18 protein-coding genes are annotated in these 18,647 nt (G+C 60.2%); 3 read left to right on the top strand and 15 right to left on the bottom strand.

Going from position 1 to position 18,647, the window contains the following annotated elements; all coding sequences use genetic code 11:
• Positions 1-99 precede the first annotated feature (99 nt).
• The 4 genes from HX821_RS20870 to HX821_RS20855 all read right to left on the bottom strand — a co-directional run bounded on the left by HX821_RS20870 (position 100) and on the right by HX821_RS20855 (position 2,941).
• Positions 100-639, bottom strand: coding sequence for a FixH family protein (locus HX821_RS20870; RefSeq protein WP_177036335.1), 540 nt, complete (start codon positions 637-639; stop codon positions 100-102).
• 14 nt (positions 640-653) lie between these two features.
• The gene (ccoG, locus tag HX821_RS20865; RefSeq protein ID WP_003219028.1) at positions 654-2,069 is read right to left on the bottom strand and encodes a cytochrome c oxidase accessory protein CcoG; all 1,416 of its coding nucleotides are present in this window, start codon (positions 2,067-2,069) and stop codon (positions 654-656) included.
• 207 nt (positions 2,070-2,276) lie between these two features.
• On the bottom strand, positions 2,277-2,687 hold the full coding sequence (locus tag HX821_RS20860; protein WP_087694843.1) for a type II toxin-antitoxin system VapC family toxin: 411 nt from the start codon (positions 2,685-2,687) through the stop codon (positions 2,277-2,279).
• Entirely contained in the window at positions 2,687-2,941 is a 255-nt protein-coding gene (locus HX821_RS20855) for a type II toxin-antitoxin system Phd/YefM family antitoxin (RefSeq protein ID WP_003219024.1), read from the bottom strand. Before HX821_RS20855 ends, HX821_RS20860 begins: the two co-directional genes overlap by 1 nt.
• A gap of 634 nt (positions 2,942-3,575) precedes the next feature.
• Between HX821_RS20855 and HX821_RS20850 the strand changes: the two genes are divergently transcribed.
• The gene (locus tag HX821_RS20850; protein ID WP_023659084.1) at positions 3,576-4,256 is read left to right on the top strand and encodes a hypothetical protein; all 681 of its coding nucleotides are present in this window, start codon (positions 3,576-3,578) and stop codon (positions 4,254-4,256) included.
• A 93-nt stretch (positions 4,257-4,349) separates the two neighbouring features.
• Here the strand turns inward: HX821_RS20850 and ccoP (HX821_RS20845) are convergent, their stop codons facing one another.
• The 8 genes from ccoP (HX821_RS20845) to ccoN (HX821_RS20810) form a co-directional block, all read right to left on the bottom strand.
• Entirely contained in the window at positions 4,350-5,327 is a 978-nt protein-coding gene (gene ccoP / locus HX821_RS20845) for a cytochrome-c oxidase, cbb3-type subunit III (RefSeq protein WP_003219020.1), read from the bottom strand.
• Positions 5,324-5,509, bottom strand: coding sequence for a CcoQ/FixQ family Cbb3-type cytochrome c oxidase assembly chaperone (locus tag HX821_RS20840; RefSeq protein WP_008437575.1), 186 nt, complete (start codon positions 5,507-5,509; stop codon positions 5,324-5,326). Before HX821_RS20840 ends, ccoP (HX821_RS20845) begins: the two co-directional genes overlap by 4 nt.
• Positions 5,510-5,514: 5 nt before the next feature.
• On the bottom strand, positions 5,515-6,123 hold the full coding sequence (gene ccoO, locus HX821_RS20835; RefSeq protein WP_003193167.1) for a cytochrome-c oxidase, cbb3-type subunit II: 609 nt from the start codon (positions 6,121-6,123) through the stop codon (positions 5,515-5,517).
• Complete coding sequence (gene ccoN / locus HX821_RS20830; protein ID WP_003219015.1) at positions 6,123-7,565, bottom strand: cytochrome-c oxidase, cbb3-type subunit I; 1,443 nt, start codon at positions 7,563-7,565, stop codon at positions 6,123-6,125. The genes ccoO (HX821_RS20835) and ccoN (HX821_RS20830) overlap by 1 nt, the downstream gene beginning before the upstream one ends.
• A 472-nt stretch (positions 7,566-8,037) precedes the next feature.
• Positions 8,038-8,985 (bottom strand): cytochrome-c oxidase, cbb3-type subunit III, encoded by a 948-nt coding sequence (ccoP, locus tag HX821_RS20825; protein ID WP_177008125.1) that lies wholly within the window; start codon positions 8,983-8,985, stop codon positions 8,038-8,040.
• On the bottom strand, positions 8,982-9,188 hold the full coding sequence (locus HX821_RS20820; protein ID WP_003219012.1) for a cbb3-type cytochrome c oxidase subunit 3: 207 nt from the start codon (positions 9,186-9,188) through the stop codon (positions 8,982-8,984). Before HX821_RS20820 ends, ccoP (HX821_RS20825) begins: the two co-directional genes overlap by 4 nt.
• 3 nt (positions 9,189-9,191) lie before the next feature.
• On the bottom strand, positions 9,192-9,800 hold the full coding sequence (gene ccoO / locus HX821_RS20815; RefSeq protein WP_003219010.1) for a cytochrome-c oxidase, cbb3-type subunit II: 609 nt from the start codon (positions 9,798-9,800) through the stop codon (positions 9,192-9,194).
• Between the two features lie 10 nt (positions 9,801-9,810).
• Positions 9,811-11,235: a cytochrome-c oxidase, cbb3-type subunit I gene (ccoN, locus tag HX821_RS20810; RefSeq protein WP_003219009.1), complete on the bottom strand. Its 1,425-nt coding sequence runs from the start codon at positions 11,233-11,235 to the stop codon at positions 9,811-9,813.
• Positions 11,236-11,314: 79 nt separating this feature from the next.
• Here ccoN (HX821_RS20810) and HX821_RS20805 point away from each other — a divergent pair, with 79 nt between their 5' ends.
• The gene (locus HX821_RS20805; protein WP_177019527.1) at positions 11,315-12,004 is read left to right on the top strand and encodes an alpha/beta family hydrolase; all 690 of its coding nucleotides are present in this window, start codon (positions 11,315-11,317) and stop codon (positions 12,002-12,004) included.
• 81 nt (positions 12,005-12,085) lie between these two features.
• On the opposite strand, the gene HX821_RS20800 is transcribed toward HX821_RS20805, so the two are convergent.
• From HX821_RS20800 to acnA, 3 genes are all read right to left on the bottom strand, one after another.
• On the bottom strand, positions 12,086-13,651 hold the full coding sequence (locus HX821_RS20800) for a PAS domain-containing methyl-accepting chemotaxis protein (RefSeq protein WP_008437582.1): 1,566 nt from the start codon (positions 13,649-13,651) through the stop codon (positions 12,086-12,088).
• Between the two features lie 85 nt (positions 13,652-13,736).
• On the bottom strand, positions 13,737-14,528 hold the full coding sequence (locus HX821_RS20795) for a CPBP family intramembrane glutamic endopeptidase (RefSeq protein ID WP_177036334.1): 792 nt from the start codon (positions 14,526-14,528) through the stop codon (positions 13,737-13,739).
• 111 nt (positions 14,529-14,639) lie between these two features.
• Entirely contained in the window at positions 14,640-17,381 is a 2,742-nt protein-coding gene (gene acnA, locus HX821_RS20790; protein WP_008437584.1) for an aconitate hydratase AcnA, read from the bottom strand.
• Positions 17,382-17,572: 191 nt separating this feature from the next.
• On the opposite strand from acnA, the gene rlmM reads away from it, so the two are divergent.
• Positions 17,573-18,646, top strand: coding sequence for a 23S rRNA (cytidine(2498)-2'-O)-methyltransferase RlmM (gene rlmM, locus HX821_RS20785; RefSeq protein ID WP_003219000.1), 1,074 nt, complete (start codon positions 17,573-17,575; stop codon positions 18,644-18,646).
• Position 18,647: the final 1 nt, after the last annotated feature.

Genomic DNA, 18,647 nt, shown 5'->3' with positions numbered 1-18,647 from the left:
GGAACGCTTCGCTGGACGCTCCGCGTCCGCTCTTGTGACGCGGAGCGTCACGGGATGCATTCCCACGCAGAGCGTGGGAACGATCAAACAGGTGACGCTCTATTTTTTCAGGTCTTCAGCACCCTGCAGCGGCTCGTCGCCCAGCAGCAAGTCCTTGTCATGGCTGACCTGTTCTTCTTCAAACATACGCCAGGTCCGGTCGCCTTCCACCCCCAGCAGCTCGACGAAGCGGCGGCCTTCGACCTTGTCGGTCACCTGGCCGATGTAGCGGCCGGGCTCGCTGTCGCTGCGGGTCAGGAGGATCTTGCGATCCTTCTCCGGCTGGGTCGGCGAAATCAGGTTCAGCTCCAGGGTGCCGGGCCCGCTGTTGCCGGTCAGGTGCAATTCGACTTCGCCGGTCAACTCGTCCAGGTGCACCTTGGCCCGCAGTTGCAGAGTCTGGGCCAGCAGTTCGCGGTCCAGGGAACGGTTGATGCCTTTGCCGGCCTCGTAATAGTTGTCGTTGACCAGGTTGTCGGGGTTGTTCACCGCGATGGTCACCATGGACAAGGTCAACGTCACCGAGCAGGTCAGGATCCCAATGATGATCCAGGGCCAGAGGTGCTTGTACCAGGGGCTTGCGGCAGTAGCTGCGGGCATTGTTCGGCTCTCTATTAACGGACTTGTGGGCCGATGAATCGGCTCTTGGCTTCAATGTGGACGCTGTCGTCATCGGCATCCCTGAGGATGAATTTCACCTCGTTGGTGCTCGACGGCAGTTGTTCCGGTGCGCTCGACAACTCCACCGGCATGCTGAAGATTTCCCCGGCCGCTACCTTGATCTCGCGCCGGCCTTGCAGCTTGAGGTCTGGCAGGCCTGCGGCGTCAAGCACGTAGGTGTGGTCGCGCTGGTCCTTGTTCATGATCTTCAGGCTGTAGACGTTTTCGATCCGGCCCTCGGCGTTTTCGCGGTACAGCACGCGGTCCTTGCTGACGTCGAAACCCACCAGCGAGCGCACGAAGAAGGCGGCCACCAACAGGCTGATCATCGCCAGCAGCACCAGGGCATAACCGATCAGGCGCGGGCGCAGCTTATGGGTTTTCTGCCCGGACAGGTTGTGCTCGGTGGTGTAGCTGATCAGCCCGCGCGGGTATTCCATCTTGTCCATGATGTTGTCGCAGGCGTCGATGCAGGCCGCGCAGCCGATGCATTCAATCTGCAGGCCGTCACGGATGTCGATGCCGGTAGGGCACACCTGCACGCACATCGTGCAATCGATGCAGTCCCCCAAGCCCTGGGCCTTGTAGTCGATACCTTTTTTGCGCGGCCCACGGACTTCGCCACGGCGCGGGTCGTAGGAAACGATCATCGTGTCCTTGTCGAACATCACGCTCTGGAAACGCGCATACGGGCACATGTAGATGCACACCTGCTCGCGCAGCCAGCCGGCGTTGCCGTAGGTGGCGAGGGTGAAGAAGCCGACCCAGAAATACGACCAGCCATCCGCCTGGCCGGTGAAGAAATCGAACACCAGTTCACGGATCGGCGAGAAGTAGCCGACAAAGGTCATGCCGGTGACGAAGCCGATGATCAGCCACAGGCTGTGCTTGCCGAACTTGCGCAGGAACTTGTTGGCGCTCATCGGCGCCTTGTCCAGCTTGATGCGTTGGTTGCGGTCGCCTTCGGTGACCTTTTCGCACCACATGAAGATCCAGGTCCACACGCTTTGCGGGCAGGTGTAGCCGCACCAGACGCGGCCGGCATACACGGTGATGAAGAACAGGCCAAACGCCGCCACGATCAGGATGCCCGACAGCAGGATGAAATCCTGGGGCCAGAAAGTTGCGCCAAAAATGAAGAATTTACGTTCCGGCAGGTTCCACCAGACTGCCTGGTGGCCACCCCAGTTCAGCCACACGGTGCCGAAGTAGAGCAGGAACAAACCGGCACCCCCGAGCATCCGCAGATTGCGGAACAAGCCGGTGAAGGCACGGGTGTAGATTTTCTCCCGCGATGCGTAGAGATCGACGGTGTTATTCGAATTTTTGGCAGGCGGAGTAACGTCATGTACCGGAATCTGGTTGCTCATCATTGCATCCCACGGCAGTGGAGATTTGCCTCGGCCAGTACGTGCCAGCCGGGGTCAAAATAGGGGTGTTGCAGTGGCCTAATGATACGCCCCTGATACCCTTCGACGGGTGCGACCTTTGGTCGCGTTGGGGGAAATCAATTGATGGTGTACGTGATCTGGGTCAATTGACTTGTGAAGTATGGACGGTTTTCGCAGCCTTACCGGTCATTCGTCCCATGGATTGATCAGCGCGACGCCGCTGGATTGAAAGTCGCCAGTGTTGCGGGTGACCACTGTCAGCCCATGAACCAGCGCGGTTGCAGCGATCAGCGCGTCACTTTCGTTGGCTTGGTCTGGCACATGCAAGCTGGCACAGCGCAGGGCAACTGCTGCATCAATCGGCAGGATTCTGGCATCAAACGCCGGCATGACATGGCGCTTGAGCCATGTGCGCAAAACCTTCCCCTGGGCGGGATCACGCCGCTCCATTCGCAGGACTCCTGTTTCCAGTTCCTTCAAGGTAATGGCTGAAATATACATCCGTGGCGCGATGACACTTTTGGCCCAGGCGACGACCTTGGCATCGGCCTGGGGTTTGCGCAGTTCAGAGATGACGTTGGTGTCGAGTAGATACATCAAGTGAAGTCCACGGGTCGATGAGTGATCACGGCGCGTTCGGTTTCGAACTCGATATCTGCCGCTTCTGGCATCACCAACAGGTCAACGATGTCGGCATTGAGGCCAGTCAGTTTTTGGTAGTCCTCAATGCTTAGCAGTACATGGGCAGGCTTGCCCCGATCAGTGATAAAAACCGGGCCTTGGCGGGCGGCTTTTTTGGCACCGCTTGTGTCTTGATTGAATTCACGGCTGGAAATGGTGGTGATGGTCATGGGGGCTAACCTCCGTATGGAGTACGAATGTAGTCACGTTACTACCTGCGGTTTTCTTGATCAATCTCAAATGTAGATGCGTTGCTGGCGGTGACGACTTTTTCGACTTGAAAACAAAACGGCCCCGCCAATCTCCACTGGCGGGGCCGTTTTTTTTCACCGCTTTTCCTCACACGGCGTCTGGCGGCTTGTTCCCATGGGACAGTCCGAAACATACGCCGCCAGCAAGTGCACCTTGCCGTTTCCCTTGCGACTTCCTGGTGTTGAGTAAGTAAATCAGGAGAGGTCTACGGGCCGGTGTGGTGGCGTTTTTATAACTGCTTTTTGCGCTGTTAAATAACCTACAACGATTGGTTAGGAAGCTGACGCTTCTGCGATATCAGTTCTTAGGCCCAAACGAGCCTTTGTTTACACAGAATGAAACGTTTGTTGTAGGAACGCTGATCGCGTTATTGCCACGCAGGAAATGCCGACGTTGAGATCAAGTCTGGATCAGTGTTCGGCAATGTTTTGTAGCAGCGCGCAGCGTTACCACGATGAAACCTTTGATGAGCAATTGTTGAACGTTATGCCTAGGTCTCTTGCGCAACGATAAATTTATTTTGTTTTGACGTTATTCAAATCGAGGAAACCAATGACCATTCAACGTGCTAATGACACGCATAATGTTGGAGCCGTTCCACCATCGGCTTCGACGCTGCCAGTATCCTCTGGCATCAGCGTAGAGCAATTCAGTAGTTGGAATGATTATCGGGTGGCCGACCGTCTACTCAGAAACTTTGATAAGTATGCCGACCCTGCGCAACCAGACTACATCACCCGCGACTCTCTACGACAGGTTGCGTATGCCTCTGCGCAGAGTGGCTACAGCAGTGACGACATGAATTTTGCCCGTTCGCTGCTGGAAAATCCTGTACTCATGGAGAAACTCGATGGGTACGGAAAGCATAAGCACGATGGCAAAATCGATCGTGAAAGTATCATAACCGTGGGTCAGAATATGGGGTTTCCCCTGGCCACGATGAGTGATAAAGAACTGGCGCAAAAGCTCCTGAATGAATATGACACCTATTACCCGGAGCGCGGTTGGGGTGGAATTGATCGCAGGGAGGGTGTGACTTACGCTTCACTGAAGAACATCGCGGATGGGACGCGTCATGATCGCGGCCCAGATGAAGCGATGGTCGCGCGGGAAATCTTGAGTCGTCCTGAGTTAGTGGCACAGTTAGGACTGACGGATTGGTCTAAATCGGCTGATCGGGGGGCGATCAACGCTGCTATTAAAAGAATGGACCAAGTGCATGAAGAACGGTAACGCCTCGTCCTCGGGGTAAGTTGAGTTCCACCAATGCCCCATTACCAAAGCCCCGCGCAGCATTGGCTGCGCGGGGCTTTTTGGTTTTAATGCTTACTGCTCCTCAGCTGCCTTGTCTCCATGGGACAGGCTGTAAACATAGGCCGCCAGCAAGTGCACCTTGTCATTGCCCTGCAACTGCTCCTGCGCAGGCATCTGGCCTTGACGGCCATAACGGATGGTCTGCTGCAGTTGCGCGAAGCTCGAACCGTAGATGAACGCGCCAGGGTGGGTCAGGTCAGGCGCGCCCATGGCGGGTGTACCTTTACCGGCGGGACCGTGGCACGCCACGCAGTTGGCGGCGAAGAGTTTCTCGCCGTTGGCCACGTCTGCCTTCGCGCCTTCCGGCAATTTGCGGCCATCGAGGTTGGTCACCACGAAGCCGGCCACATCGGCCACGCCTTGCTCGCCAATGACTTCGGCCCACGCCGGCATCACCGCGTGGCGGCCCTTCATGATGGTTTCCTTGATGGTGGCCGGGTCGCCGCCCCAGCGCCAGTCGGCGTCGGTCAGGTTGGGGAAGCCGTAGGCACCCTTGGCGTCGGAACCGTGGCACACCGAGCAGTTGGAGGCGAACAGGCGGCCACCCATCTTCAAGGCTTGCGGGTCCTTGGCCACTTCTTCGATCGGCATGGCGGCGAACTTGGCGAAGATCGGCCCGAACCGGGCGTCCGACTTGGCCATTTCCTTTTCCCATTCGTGCACGCCGGTCCAGCCGGTCTGGCCATTGGCAAATGGGGTTTGCTTGTCGTTGTCGAGGTAGTTGTAGCCCGGCAGCAGGCCTTTCCAGTTGCCCAGGCCAGGGTACAGCGCCAGGTAACCGAGGGCGAAGATGATGGTGCCGACGAACAGCATGAACCACCATTTGGGCAGCGGGTTGTCGTACTCCTCGATGCCGTCGAACGAGTGGCCGACGGTTTCATCGGTTTGCTCGGCGCGCTGGCCCTTGCGGGTCGACAGCAGCAGCCAGGTCAGGGCGAAAATGGTACCCAGACTGAGGACTGTGACGTACAGACTCCAGAACGTAGTCATTCTTTGTTACTCCTAGACGCTTCCACGACGTGCTTGATGGCTTCGGGATCATCCGCGAAGGGCAGCAACGTCGCGTCTTCAAACTCCGACTTGCGCTTGGGGCTGAACACCCACAAGGCCAGGCCGATAAAGGCCACCATCACGACAACGGTGCCCAGGCCTCGAATCATCCCGATATCCATCCAGATCACCGTTTGCTTTTGATGATGGTGCCAAGGCCTTGCAAGTAGGCCACCAGTGCGTCCATTTCGGTCTTGCCCTTCACGGCAGCTGCCGCGCCGGCGATGTCTTCGTCGGTGTAGGGCACGCCGAGGGTGCGCAAGACTTCCATCTTCTTGGCGGTGTCCTTGCCGTCGAGTTTGTTTTCGACCAGGAACGGGTACGCCGGCATTTTCGACTCGGGCACGACGTTGCGCGGGTTGTACAAGTGCGCACGTTGCCAGTCATCGGAGTAACGGCCGCCGACCCGGGCCAGGTCCGGGCCGGTACGCTTGGAGCCCCACAGGAACGGGTGGTCCCACACGCTTTCACCGGCGACCGAGTAGTGGCCGTAGCGTTCGGTTTCGGCGCGGAACGGACGGATCATCTGCGAGTGGCAGCCGACACAGCCGTTGGCGATGTAGACGTCGCGGCCTTCCAGTTCAAGGGCGGTGCGTGGCTTCATGCCTTCCACCGGCTTGTTGGTCACGTCCTGGAAAAACAGCGGAACGATCTGGGTCAGGCCGCCGATACTCACGGCGATGACCATGAAGAAGGCCAGCAGGCCGATATTCTTCTCGACTACTTCATGCTTCATCAGTGAGCTCCCACAACGGCGATCTTGGTAGCGGCTTCGGCTTCTACAGGGTCGGAGGCACGCACGGTGCGCCACACGTTGTAGGCCATGAACAGCATGCCGCTGGCAAAGATCGCACCGCCCAGGGCGCGCACGATGTAACCCGGATGGCTGGCTTGCAGCCCTTCGACGAAGGAGTAGGTGAGGGTGCCGTCATCGTTGATTGCACGCCACATCAGGCCCTGGGTGATGCCGTTGACCCACATCGAGGCGATGTAGAGCACGGTACCGATGGTGGCCAGCCAGAAGTGCGTGTTGATCAGGCTGACGCTGTGCATCTGCGCACGGCCGAACAGTTTCGGGATCATGTGGTACAGCGCGCCGATGGAAATCATCGCTACCCAACCGAGGGCGCCGGCGTGTACGTGGCCGATGGTCCAGTCGGTGTAGTGGGACAGCGAGTTGACCGTCTTGATGGCCATCATCGGGCCTTCGAAGGTCGACATGCCGTAGAACGCCAGGGAGACCACCAGGAACCGCAGGATCGGGTCGGTGCGCAATTTATGCCAGGCGCCCGACAGGGTCATCATGCCGTTGATCATGCCGCCCCAGCTTGGCGCGAGCAGGATGATCGACATCGCCATGCCCAGGGACTGGGCCCAGTCCGGCAATGCGGTGTAGTGCAGATGGTGCGGACCGGCCCAGATGTACAGGGTGATCAGGGCCCAGAAGTGCACGATGGACAGGCGATAGGAGTAGATCGGACGCTCGGCCTGTTTCGGCACGAAGTAGTACATCATCCCCAGGAAGCCGGTGGTGAGGAAGAAACCTACGGCGTTGTGGCCGTACCACCACTGGATCATTGCGTCCGTCGCACCGGCGTAGGCCGAGTAGGACTTGAAGAAGCTGACCGGCAAGGACGCATGGTTGACGATATGCAGCATCGCCGTCACCAGGATAAATGCCCCGTAGAACCAGTTGCCGACATAGATGTGCTTGGTCTTGCGCTTGACGATGGTGCCGAAGAACACCACTGCGTAGGTCACCCAGACAATCGCCAGCAAAATGGCGATCGGCCATTCCAGCTCGGCGTATTCCTTGGTGGTGGTGTAGCCCAGCGGCAGGGTGACGATCGCGCCCACGATGACCGCTTGCCAACCCCAGAAGGTAAAGGCCGCCAGTGCATCGGAAATCAGTCGCGTTTGGCAGGTTCGCTGCACGACGTAGTAAGAAGTGGCAAACAGTGCACATCCACCGAAGGCGAAAATCACCAGGTTGGTGTGCAACGGGCGCAGGCGTCCAAATGTCGTCCATGGCAGGCCAAAATTCAACTCTGGCCAAACCAGTTGCGAGGCAATGAAAACGCCGAGCCCCATGCCAAGGATCCCCCAGACCACCGTCATGATGGCGAACTGGCGGACTACCTTATAGTTATAAGCAGTCGGACTGATTGCTGTGCTCATTCTAAGGTTCCACGGTTTAGTTTTTTTATAGGGTAAAAATCGGTCGCAAGTATGGAGAAAGCAAGATTCCATTGCAACGCAAGGTGACCTGCGTCAATGCGTTCCAAACCAGATTCTGCGCCCTTTCCATGTTTGGCGTAAGGACAAAATTCAGGGTTAAAAGCTGACGACTTGGACAGGATTTTAAACGGGTCGAAGGTACTTGTAACTGAGTGTGTGTAAACAAGCAGCTCGAGTGACGAATGGCCAGTGGCACGACAGCCGGTAGGTACCAGCCTTTGCGCCTGTCATCGAGCAGAAATGTTTCAACCCATCGAGTGCAAGTCGGCCGTCGACCGGCCAATGCCAGTCCACTGTGCAAACAAGCGTAGACCCGAATGGCAGGAGGGGAAAGTCAGCGATCGGAAGGGTGCGACAATGGGTCGCAAAAAAGCCGCGCCTGAATCAGGCGCGGCTTTTGGGTGGTGCAGGATTACTCGGGTTGGCTGTCAGGCGTTGCGCCATCAGCATTGTGGGACAGGCTGTAAACATAGGCGGCCAGCAGGTGCACCTTGTCATTGCCTTGCAGTACTTCCTGCGCAGGCATCTGGCCCTGGCGGCCGTGGCGAATGGTCTGCTGCAACTGCGCCAGGCTGGTGCCGTAGATAAAGCCGCCTGGCTGCGTCAGGTTCGGCGCGCCCATGGCTTCCACGCCATGGCCTTCCGGCCCGTGGCAGGCGACACAGGTGGTGCTGAATGCCACTTGGCCCGCGGCGACATCCGCACTGCTGTCCGCCGGCAGCGGCAGCCCCGCCAATTCATGGCGCACGTAGGCTGCGACGTTCTTCACACCGTCCTCACCCAGCACTTCACCCCAGGCCGGCATCGCGGCATGACGGCCATTCATGATGGTCATCTTGATTGCATCCGCCGAACCGCCCCAGCGCCAGATGTTGTCTGCAAGGTTCGGGAAGCCGTAGGCGCCCTTGGCGTCCGAGCCATGGCACACCGCGCAGTTGGAGGCGAACAGGCGGCCGCCCATTTTCAGCGCCTGCGGGTCCTTGGCGACTTCTTCCACCGGCATGGCCGCGAATTTGGCGAAGATCGGCCCGAATTTGGCGTCGGCCTTGGCCATCTCCTTGTCCCATTCCTTGGTCTGGGTCCAGCCATCTTCATAGCCCGGCAATACGCCTTTCCAGTTGCCCAGGCCCGGGTAGAGGATCAGGTAGCCGACGGCAAACACCAGGGTGCCGGCGAACAGCATGAACCACCATTGCGGCAGCGGGTTGTCGTACTCCTCGATCCCGTCGAAGGCGTGGCCCATGGTCTGGTCCACGCTGCCCTTGGTCTCGCCCTTGCGGGTGCCGATCAACAGCCAGGTCAGGCCGATCAGGCTGCCGAGGGTCAGTACACAGATCCATGTACTCCAGAAGGTAGTCATGGCCGGTTGCTCCTTGTTGCAGGCTCTTCTTGAGCGTCGGGGGTTGGCGGTAGCGGTTCATCGGCAAACGGCAGCAGGCACGCCTCGGCGAACTCTGCGTTGCGCCGGGAGTTGAACACCCACAGCGACAGGCCGATGAAGGCGATGGCCACGACCAGCGTGCCAAGCCCGCGGATGGTTCCAGCGTCGAATTCAAATCCCATGGCTCACCTCTTGCTCTTGATGGCAGTGCCGAGCACTTGCAGGTACGAAACCAGCGCGTCCATCTCGGTCTTGCCCTTGAGGGAGGCCACGGCACCGGCGATGTCGTCGTCGGTGTACGGCACGCCGAGGGTGCGCATCACCTTGAGCTTGGTCTCGGTGTGGCTGCTGTCGACCGGGGCGGTGACCAGCCATGGGTACGCCGGCATCTTCGATTCCGGTACCACGTTGCGCGGGTTGTACAAGTGCGCGCGGTGCCAGTCGTCCGAGTAGCGCGCGCCGACGCGGGCCAGGTCCGGCCCGGTACGCTTGGAGCCCCACAGGAACGGGTGATCCCACACGCTTTCACCGGCCACCGAGTAGTGGCCATAACGCTCGGTTTCGGCGCGGAACGGGCGGATCATCTGCGAATGGCACTGTACGCAGCCTTCGCGGATATAGATGTCGCGACCTTCCAGTTGCAGCGCGGTGTAGGGCTTCATGCCTTCCACCGGCTTGTTGGTCACATCCTGGAAGAACAGCGGCACAATCTGGGTCAGGCCGCCGATGCTCACGGCGAGCACCATCAGCAGCATCAGCAGGCCGACGTTCTTTTCAATGGTTTCGTGTTTCATCATCGACTCCTCAGGCCATCTGCGCCGCAGCGGCGACTTCGGCGGGTTGTGCCGAACGCACGGTGCGCCAAGTGTTGTAAGCCATCAGGAACATGCCGCTGAGGAAGATCGCCCCGCCCACCAGTCGCACGATGAAGCCTGGGTGGCTGGCCACCAGGGTTTCGACGAAGGAGTAGGTCAAGGTGCCGTCTTCGTTGACCGCACGCCACATCAGGCCCTGGGCGATGCCGTTGACCCACATCGAGGCGATGTAGAGCACGGTGCCGATGGTGGCCAGCCAGAAGTGCGCGTTGATCAGGCCGAGGCTGTACATCTGCTCGCGACCGAAGATTTTCGGAATCATGTGATACAGCGCGCCGATGGAGATCATCGCTACCCAACCCAGCGCCCCGGCGTGTACGTGGCCGATGGTCCAGTCGGTGTAGTGGGAGAGGGCGTTGACCGTCTTGATCGCCATCATCGGCCCTTCAAAGGTCGACATGCCGTAGAACGCGAGAGACACGACAAGGAAGCGCAGGATCGGGTCGCTGCGCAACTTATGCCAGGCGCCCGACAGGGTCATCATCCCGTTGATCATCCCGCCCCAGCTCGGTGCCAGCAGTACCAGCGACATCACCATACCCAGGGACTGTGCCCAGTCCGGCAGCGCGGTGTAGTGCAAGTGGTGCGGGCCGGCCCAGATGTACAGGGTGATCAGTGCCCAGAAGTGCACGATGGACAGGCGATAGGAATACACCGGGCGTTCGGCCTGTTTCGGCACGAAGTAGTACATCATCCCGAGGAAGCCGGCGGTGAGGAAAAAGCCTACCGCGTTATGCCCGTACCACCACTGCACCATGGCATCCGTCGCACCGCCGTACAGCGAGTAGGACTTGGTCAGGCTGACCGGGATTTCCAGGTTGTTGACGATATGCAGGATGGCCACGGTGATGATGAACGCACCGAAGAACCAGTTACCGACGTAGATGTGCTTGGTGTTGCGCTTCATCACCGTGCCGAAGAACACGATGGCATAGGCCACCCAGACGATGGTGATCAGGATGTCGATCGGCCATTCCAGCTCGGCGTATTCCTTGGAGCTGGTGTAGCCCAGCGGCAAGGTGATCGCGGCCAGCACAATCACCAGCTGCCAGCCCCAGAAGCAGAACTGCGCGATCTTTGGCGCGAACAATTGGGTCTGGCAGGTGCGTTGCACCGAGTAGAAGGAGCTGGCAAACAGCGCGCAACCGCCAAAGGCAAAGATCACCGCGTTGGTGTGCAGCGGGCGCAAGCGGCCGAAACTGGTCCAGGGCAAATTGAAGTTGAGTTCGGGCCATACCAACTGGGCAGCGAGAAAAACCCCGAGCCCCATGCCGACGATGCCCCACACCACCGTCATAATGGCGAATTGGCGGACCACCTTGTAGTTATAGGCGGTACTTAAAGTAGTGTTCATGGTTCCCCATCCACGGTTCAACCCAAGCAAATGCGGCACTTGGGCTGGAGTTATAGGCAGACTAAAAAGCGAGGCAAGCATGGGCAAAGAGCACAAGGCCAGTATTGACGGGGATCAATGGGCGCAGTGTGTGCGGGAACGCGGCTGGTTGTGGGATGTCGCCACAGGGTCTATCGCGCGTACGCCCACGACGTTGATCCTGGCCCACGGCGCGGGTGCGCCGATGGACTCGGGCTTCATGAACGACATGGCTGCACGCCTTGCCGGGCATGGCGTGAACGTGTTGCGCTTCGAGTTTCCCTACATGGCCCAGCGCCGTGTGGACGGGGGCAAACGCCCACCCAATCCAGCCCCGAAACTGCTGGAATGCTGGCGTGAGGTGTATGCCGAGGTGCGACGTCATGTCGCTGGGAAACTGGCGGTGGGCGGCAAGTCCATGGGCGGGCGGATGGCCAGTTTACTGGCGGATGAACTGGGCGCGGATGCGCTGGTGTGCCTGGGTTATCCGTTTTATGCGGTGGGCAAGCCGGAGAAACCCCGGACCGAGCATCTGGCCGGACTGAAGACGCCGACGTTGATTGTGCAGGGCGAGCGGGATGCGCTGGGCAATCGGGCGGCGGTGGAGGGGTATGTGTTGTCGCCGAGCATCGAGGTGATGTGGCTGGTGGCGGGGGATCATGATTTGAAGCCGTTGAAGGCTTCGGGGTTCAGTCATGAGCAGCATTTGGAGGCTGCGGCGGTGAAGGTGGCCGGGTTTCTCGGCGCCTGATAGGGCCCTTTCGCGAGCAAGCCCGCTCCCACATTTGAAATGCATTCCAAATGTGGGAGCGGGCTTGCTCGCGAAAGCGGTTTACCGGTTAAACCGCTCTACCAGCGAGTACTGGGTATTGGCGGTATGCGTCAGCTCTTCACTCAACTGCGCCGAATTCAACGCCTGTTCCGACGTCTGGTCCGCCAGCAGCGCAATGGTGCTGATGTTACGGCTGATCTCTTCCGCCACCGAGCTCTGCTCTTCGGTCGCCGCCGCAATCTGCGCCGTCATATCAGTGATGTGCGCCACCGCCTCGCTGATCCCGATCAGCGCCTGATCCGCTTCCATCACCCGTGCCACACCTTCTTCCGCCTGGCGATGCCCGGCGTCCATGGTTTGTACGGCCGCGCTGGCGGTCTGTTGCAGCTTGGCGATCAGCGCATGAATCTGCCCGGTGGACTCGCTGGTGCGCTGGGCCAGTTGCCGCACTTCGTCGGCCACCACCGCAAAGCCGCGACCCATCTCCCCGGCACGGGCCGCTTCGATGGCCGCGTTCAGCGCCAGCAGGTTGGTCTGGTCGGCGATGCCTTTGATCACATCCACCACGCCACCGATTTCGTCACTGTCCTTGGCCAGTTGGGTCACGGTCACGCCGGTCTCGCCCACGGCCACCGACAGGCGCTGAATCGCTTCGCGGGTTTCGCCGGCGATATCACGGCCACGCCCGGTCAGGCGATTGGCTTCCTGGGTGGCATCGGCGGTGCGTTGCACATGGCTGGCGACTTCCTGAGTCGTCGCGGCCATCTGGTTGACCGCGGTGGCCACCTGTTCGGTTTCCACGCGCTGGCGTTCAAGACCGCTGGAGCTGTTATGCGCCAGGGTGTTGGATTGCGCGGCCTGGTCGTTGAGGTGCTCGGCAGTGTCCTGCAGGCGTGTCAGGCAGGTCTTAAGACGCGCCTCCTGGCTGAGGATCGACATTTCCAGGCGCGCCTGGGCGCCGCGGCTGTCGGTGTACATCTGCGCGATCAGCGGGTCTGAGGTGGTCTGTTCGGCCAGGCGCAGCAAGCGCTTGAGCCCGCGTTGTTGCCAGCTCAGGCCCAACAGGCCCAGCGGTACCGACAGCGCCGCTGCCAGGGCAAAGCCCCAGTGGGAATTGAGCCAGACGCCAATCAGGAAGCTCAACTGGCTGACCAGGATAAACGGCAGCCAGTCCTGCAACACCGGCAGCCACTTGTCGCGGCGCGGGATGGCCGGCTTGCCCTGGTTGATGCGCTGGTAAAGCGCTTCGGCACGGCGGATCTGCTCGGCGGTGGGCTTGACCCGCACCGACTCGTAGCCGATCACCTGGTTGCCGTCGAAGACCGGTGTCACATAGGCGTTGACCCAATAGTGATCACCGCTCTTGCAGCGGTTCTTGACGATGCCCATCCATGGCAAGCCTTGTTTGAGCGTGGACCACATGTGTGCGAACACTGCCGCCGGCACATCCGGATGACGAACCAGGTTGTGCGGGGCACGCAGCAGTTCGTCATGGGAAAACCCACTGATCTCGACGAAGGCGTCGTTGCAGTAGGTGATCACGCCTTTGGCATCCGTGGTGGAGATCAACCGTTGCTGAGCGGGGAAGGTACGTTCGCGCTGGGTAACGGGTTGGTTATTACGCATGATTGTTCAATCCGCAAGGCTTTGACAGGTTGTCGACCGTCGCGGGGTTTTATTTAACTTATTTTTTGCAACAATCGGCGCAGCCTCAGCCCGCCAGCATCGGATAGGTAAACAACCCGAAATGCAGCAGGTTCAGCCCGAAGTGCGTAACGATCGCCGCGCCCAATCCGCCAAAGCGATACGCCAGGCCGTAGCCCAGGCCTGCGATGGTCGCCAGCAGGGTCCACTGCCAGCCTGCGCCCAGGTGTACCAGGCCGAACAGCAGGGCGGCCAACAGCAATGCGAGGTTTTCACCATAGGGCAATTGCTTGAACCGTCGGCACAGGCCGCCCTGGATATAACCGCGGAACAGCGCTTCCTCCACCAGGGTCACCAGCAGCAGGTTATTCAACACCCACAGCCAGGCCTGCTCCGGCCACTTCGGGGCCCAACTGATGACGCCCAGCAACGCAGCGCCGCCCAGGGCGGCAATCGCCGTCAGTGTCAACGCCAGGGCGGTGGCGTAGATCGACAGGCGCAGGGACCGGCGCGCAACAATCCACGGGCAGGCCAGCAGCAGCCAGAAGCCAATCAGCGGCTTGTCCTGGTTCAGGTACATCGAGAAAGGCACGGCGTCGTCCGTAAAGCGCTGCGGCGCGATCCCGCGACCGTTGTAGAACCCCGGCAGCCAGTGCATCGCCAGCCCCAGCGCCAGCACGATAAACAGCCCGTGGCCCAGATAGCGTACCCACGGGTTTCGCTGTTGCCGCACGGCAAACCCGGCCAACAGCAGCATGGCGACGGAAAGCGCCGCCATTAACCCCAATTGCCCGTAGCTCAAGGCAAGTACATAGCCGATGGAAAGAAGCGCCAGGTACAGCCATGGCAATGCAAGCATGGGGAATCCTTGTGACAGTCAAAATCTGAGGGCGGCAGTATACCGAGCGTCACCGACGGTAAAAATGAAAACACCGCCAGGGAAGGCGGTGTTTTGGGTAGCGCGTGTCAGTTACGAGGCAATCAACTGCCGCAACACGTAGTGCAGGATCCCGCCGGCCTTGAAGTACTCGACCTCATTGAGGGTGTCGATGCGGCACAGCACTTCGACCTTCTCGCTGCTGCCATCCTCACGGGTGATCACCAGCGTCAGGTTCATGCGTGGCTCGATCTCGGCGTTGGTCAGCCCGAGGATGTCGATCTTCTCCTTGCCGGTCAGCTTGAGTGCCTTGCGGTTCTGGTCCAGCTTGAACTGCAGGGGCAGCACGCCCATGCCCACCAGGTTGGAACGGTGAATCCGCTCGAAACTCTCGGCGATCACCGCCTTGACCCCCAGCAGGTTGGTGCCCTTGGCCGCCCAGTCACGGCTTGAGCCGGTGCCGTATTCCTGGCCGGCGATCACCACCAGCGGGGTGCCCGAGGCCTGGTATTTCATGGCGGCGTCATAGATCGGCATTTTCTCGCCGGTAGGGATGTAGATCGTATTGCCGCCTTCCTCGCCGCCGAGCATTTCGTTGCGGATGCGGATGTTGGCGAAGGTGCCGCGCATCATCACTTCATGGTTGCCGCGACGCGAGCCGTAGGAGTTGAAGTCCCGCGGTTCGACGCCTTGCTCGCGCAGGTATTTGCCGGCCGGGCTGTCGGTCTTGATATTGCCGGCAGGGGAGATGTGGTCGGTGGTCACCGAGTCCCCCAACAGTGCCAGCACGTTGGCGCCCTTGACGTCTTCGATCACCGGCAGCGGGCCGCCGATGTCGTCGAAGAACGGTGGGTGCTGGATGTAGGTGGAGTCCTTCTGCCACACGTAGGTTGCAGCCTGCGGCACTTCAATGGCCTGCCACTGTTCATCACCGGCAAACACCTCGGCGTATTCCTTGTGGAACATCTGGGTGCTGACTTGCGCAACGGCGTCGGCGATTTCCTTGCTGCTGGGCCAGATGTCCCGCAGGTACACCGGTTTTCCGTCAGAGCCGGTGCCCAGTGGTTCGCTGCTGATGTCCATGCGCACGGTGCCGGCCAGGGCATAGGCCACCACGAGGGGCGGGGAGGCCAGCCAGTTGGTTTTCACCAGGGGATGCACCCGGCCTTCGAAGTTACGGTTGCCCGAGAGCACCGAGGCCACGGCCAGGTCGGCTTTCTGGATGGCTTTTTCGATCGGCTCGGGCAGCGGCCCGGAGTTGCCGATACAGGTGGTGCAGCCATAACCCACCAGGTCGAAGCCCAGCTTGTCGAGGTATTGGGTCAAGCCTGCCGCTTTGTAGTAATCAGTCACGACTTTGGAGCCCGGCGCCAGGGAGGTTTTCACCCAGGGCTTGCTCTTCAGTCCTTTCTCCACGGCCTTTTTCGCCACCAGTCCTGCCGCCATCATCACGCTCGGGTTGGAGGTGTTGGTGCAGGAGGTAATGGCCGCGATCACCACCGCGCCGTTTTTCAGGCGATAGGTCTGGCCTTCGAAGTCGTAGTCGGCTTCACCGATCAGGTCGGCGTTGCCCACAGCAACACCGCCGCCGCCTTCGCTTTCCAGGCGGCCTTCTTCCTTGTTGGTGGGCTTGAATTGCAGGTCGAGGAAATCGCTGAAGGCCTGGCCGACGTTAGGCAGCGAGACACGGTCCTGCGGACGTTTAGGCCCGGCCAGGCTGGCTTCGACGCTGGCCATGTCCAGCGCCAGGCTGTCGGTAAAGATCGGCTCCTGACCTGCATTGCGCCACAGGCCCTGAGCCTTGGTGTAGGCCTCCACCAGTTTGACGGTTTCTGCAGGACGGCCCGACAGGCGCAGGTAGTCCAGGGTTACTTCATCCACCGGGAAGAAGCCACAGGTGGCGCCGTACTCCGGGGCCATGTTGGCGATGGTCGCGCGGTCGGCCAAAGGCAGGTCGGCCAGGCCGTCGCCATAGAACTCGACGAATTTGCCGACCACGCCCTTTTTACGCAGCATCTGGGTGACGGTCAGCACCAGGTCAGTGGCGGTGATGCCTTCTTTCAGCTTGCCAGTGAGCTTGAAGCCGATCACTTCCGGGATCAGCATCGACACCGGCTGCCCGAGCATCGCGGCTTCCGCTTCGATCCCGCCCACGCCCCAGCCCAATACGCCGAGGCCGTTGATCATGGTGGTGTGGGAGTCGGTGCCGACCAGGGTGTCGGGGAAGGCATAGGTGCGGCCGTCTTCATCCTTGGTCCACACGGTGCGGCCGAGGTATTCCAGGTTGACCTGGTGACAGATGCCGGTGCCCGGTGGCACTACGCTGAAGTTGTCGAAGGCGCTCTGACCCCAGCGCAGGAAGGCGTAGCGTTCGCCGTTGCGCTGCATTTCGATGTCGACGTTTTCCTGGAAGGCGCCGGTGGTGGCGAACTTGTCGACCATCACCGAGTGGTCGATCACCAGGTCCACCGGTGACAGCGGGTTGATGCGTTGCGGGTCACCGCCGGCCTTGGCCACGGCGGCGCGCATGGCGGCCAGGTCGACCACGGCGGGCACGCCGGTAAAGTCTTGCATCAGCACACGGGCGGGGCGGTATTGGATCTCGCGGTCGGAGCGGCGCTCCTTGAGCCAGGCGGCAATGGCCTTGAGGTCGGCGCCGGTGACGGTCTTTTCGTCCTCCCAGCGCAGCAGGTTTTCCAGCAGCACCTTGAGGGACATCGGCAGCTTGTCCAGATCACCCAGGCTCTTGGCGGCTTCGGGCAGGCTGAAGTAGTGATAGGTCTTGTCGTCGATCTGTAAGGTTTTAAGGGTTCTCAGACTATCAAGGGATGACATTACATGACTCCTTATGGTCCGCACGGCTACGGACCTGACGGGACGAACAGAGCTTACAAATTAGCCCTGTTTTAAGTAGCTGGCTAATTACTGGACTCTATCAATAAGTCCAAGGTTCCGAACTCGGCTATCATGCGCGCGTTTTCATGACAGGCATTGCGCTATAGCAAGCCCGTGATCCAGGAGAGTTGATGAACACCCTTTTTATGCACTGCCGCCCGGGTTTTGAAGGCGAAGTCTGTTCCGAGATCGCGGAACACGCCGCACGCCTGAACGTTTCGGGCTATGCCAAGGCCAAGACCGGCAGCGCCTGCGCCGAATTTGTCTGCACCGAAGAAGACGGCGCCCAGCGCCTGATGCGCGGCCAACGCTTTGCCGAGCTGATCTTCCCGAGGCAGTGGGCGCGCGGGGTGTTCATCGACTTGCCGGAAACCGACCGTATCAGCGTGATCCTCGCGCACCTGCGGGATTTCCCGGTGTGCGGCAGCCTGTGGCTGGAAATGGTCGACACCAATGACGGCAAGGAGCTGTCGAACTTCTGCAAGAAATTCGAAGTTCACTTGCGCAAGGCGCTGATGGCCGCCGGCAAACTGGTGGAAGACGCCAGCAAGCCGCGCCTGCTGTTGACCTTCAAGAGCGGCCGCGAAGTGTTCATGGGCCTGGCCGAGTCAAACAACTCGGCCATGTGGCCGATGGGCATCCCGCGCCTCAAATTCCCGCGGGACGCGCCAAGCCGCTCGACCTTGAAGCTGGAAGAGGCCTGGCACCACTTTATCCCCCGTGATCAGTGGGACGAGCGCCTGCACAGCGACATGACCGGCGTCGACCTCGGCGCAGCGCCTGGCGGCTGGACCTGGCAACTGGTCAACCGCGGCATGCTGGTGACCGCCATCGACAACGGCCCGATGGCCGAAAGCCTGATGGATACCGGGCTGGTGCAGCACTTGATGGCCGACGGCTTTATCTACACCCCCAAGCAGCCGGTGGACTGGATGGTCTGCGACATCGTCGAGAAACCGGCGCGCAATGCGGCCCTGTTGGAAACCTGGATCGGCGAGGGACATTGCCGCGAAGCAGTGGTCAACCTGAAGTTGCCGATGAAGCAGCGTTATGCCGAAGTGAAGCGCCTGCTTGAACGCATCGCGGAAGGCTTCAAGGAACGTGGCATCCGGGTGGAGATCGGCTGCAAGCAGCTGTACCACGACCGTGAAGAAGTGACCTGCCATTTGCGCCGGTTGGATGTGAAGAAGCCAAAGGCCCGGTAAA

The organism is Pseudomonas sp. B6001 (assembly GCF_013386015.1).
Classification (GTDB): domain Bacteria; phylum Pseudomonadota; class Gammaproteobacteria; order Pseudomonadales; family Pseudomonadaceae; genus Aquipseudomonas.
This window is presented reverse-complemented; position numbering and strand designations above follow the sequence as displayed.

Bases quoted from the DNA above. Each gene is read 5' to 3' on its own strand.
- HX821_RS20870 (WP_177036335.1), bottom strand. From the start codon at position 639: ATGCCCGCAGCTACTGCCGCAAGCCCCTGGTACAAGCACCTCTGGCCC.
- ccoG (WP_003219028.1), bottom strand. From the start codon at position 2,069: ATGAGCAACCAGATTCCGGTACATGACGTTACTCCGCCTGCCAAAAAT.
- HX821_RS20860 (WP_087694843.1), bottom strand. From the start codon at position 2,687: ATGTATCTACTCGACACCAACGTCATCTCTGAACTGCGCAAACCCCAG.
- HX821_RS20855 (WP_003219024.1), bottom strand. From the start codon at position 2,941: ATGACCATCACCACCATTTCCAGCCGTGAATTCAATCAAGACACAAGC.
- HX821_RS20850 (WP_023659084.1), top strand. From the start codon at position 3,576: ATGACCATTCAACGTGCTAATGACACGCATAATGTTGGAGCCGTTCCA.
- ccoP (WP_003219020.1), bottom strand. From the start codon at position 5,327: ATGACTACGTTCTGGAGTCTGTACGTCACAGTCCTCAGTCTGGGTACC.
- HX821_RS20840 (WP_008437575.1), bottom strand. From the start codon at position 5,509: ATGGATATCGGGATGATTCGAGGCCTGGGCACCGTTGTCGTGATGGTG.
- ccoO (WP_003193167.1), bottom strand. From the start codon at position 6,123: ATGAAGCATGAAGTAGTCGAGAAGAATATCGGCCTGCTGGCCTTCTTC.
- ccoN (WP_003219015.1), bottom strand. From the start codon at position 7,565: ATGAGCACAGCAATCAGTCCGACTGCTTATAACTATAAGGTAGTCCGC.
- ccoP (WP_177008125.1), bottom strand. From the start codon at position 8,985: ATGACTACCTTCTGGAGTACATGGATCTGTGTACTGACCCTCGGCAGC.
- HX821_RS20820 (WP_003219012.1), bottom strand. From the start codon at position 9,188: ATGGGATTTGAATTCGACGCTGGAACCATCCGCGGGCTTGGCACGCTG.
- ccoO (WP_003219010.1), bottom strand. From the start codon at position 9,800: ATGAAACACGAAACCATTGAAAAGAACGTCGGCCTGCTGATGCTGCTG.
- ccoN (WP_003219009.1), bottom strand. From the start codon at position 11,235: ATGAACACTACTTTAAGTACCGCCTATAACTACAAGGTGGTCCGCCAA.
- HX821_RS20805 (WP_177019527.1), top strand. From the start codon at position 11,315: ATGGGCAAAGAGCACAAGGCCAGTATTGACGGGGATCAATGGGCGCAG.
- HX821_RS20800 (WP_008437582.1), bottom strand. From the start codon at position 13,651: ATGCGTAATAACCAACCCGTTACCCAGCGCGAACGTACCTTCCCCGCT.
- HX821_RS20795 (WP_177036334.1), bottom strand. From the start codon at position 14,528: ATGCTTGCATTGCCATGGCTGTACCTGGCGCTTCTTTCCATCGGCTAT.
- acnA (WP_008437584.1), bottom strand. From the start codon at position 17,381: ATGTCATCCCTTGATAGTCTGAGAACCCTTAAAACCTTACAGATCGAC.
- rlmM (WP_003219000.1), top strand. From the start codon at position 17,573: ATGAACACCCTTTTTATGCACTGCCGCCCGGGTTTTGAAGGCGAAGTC.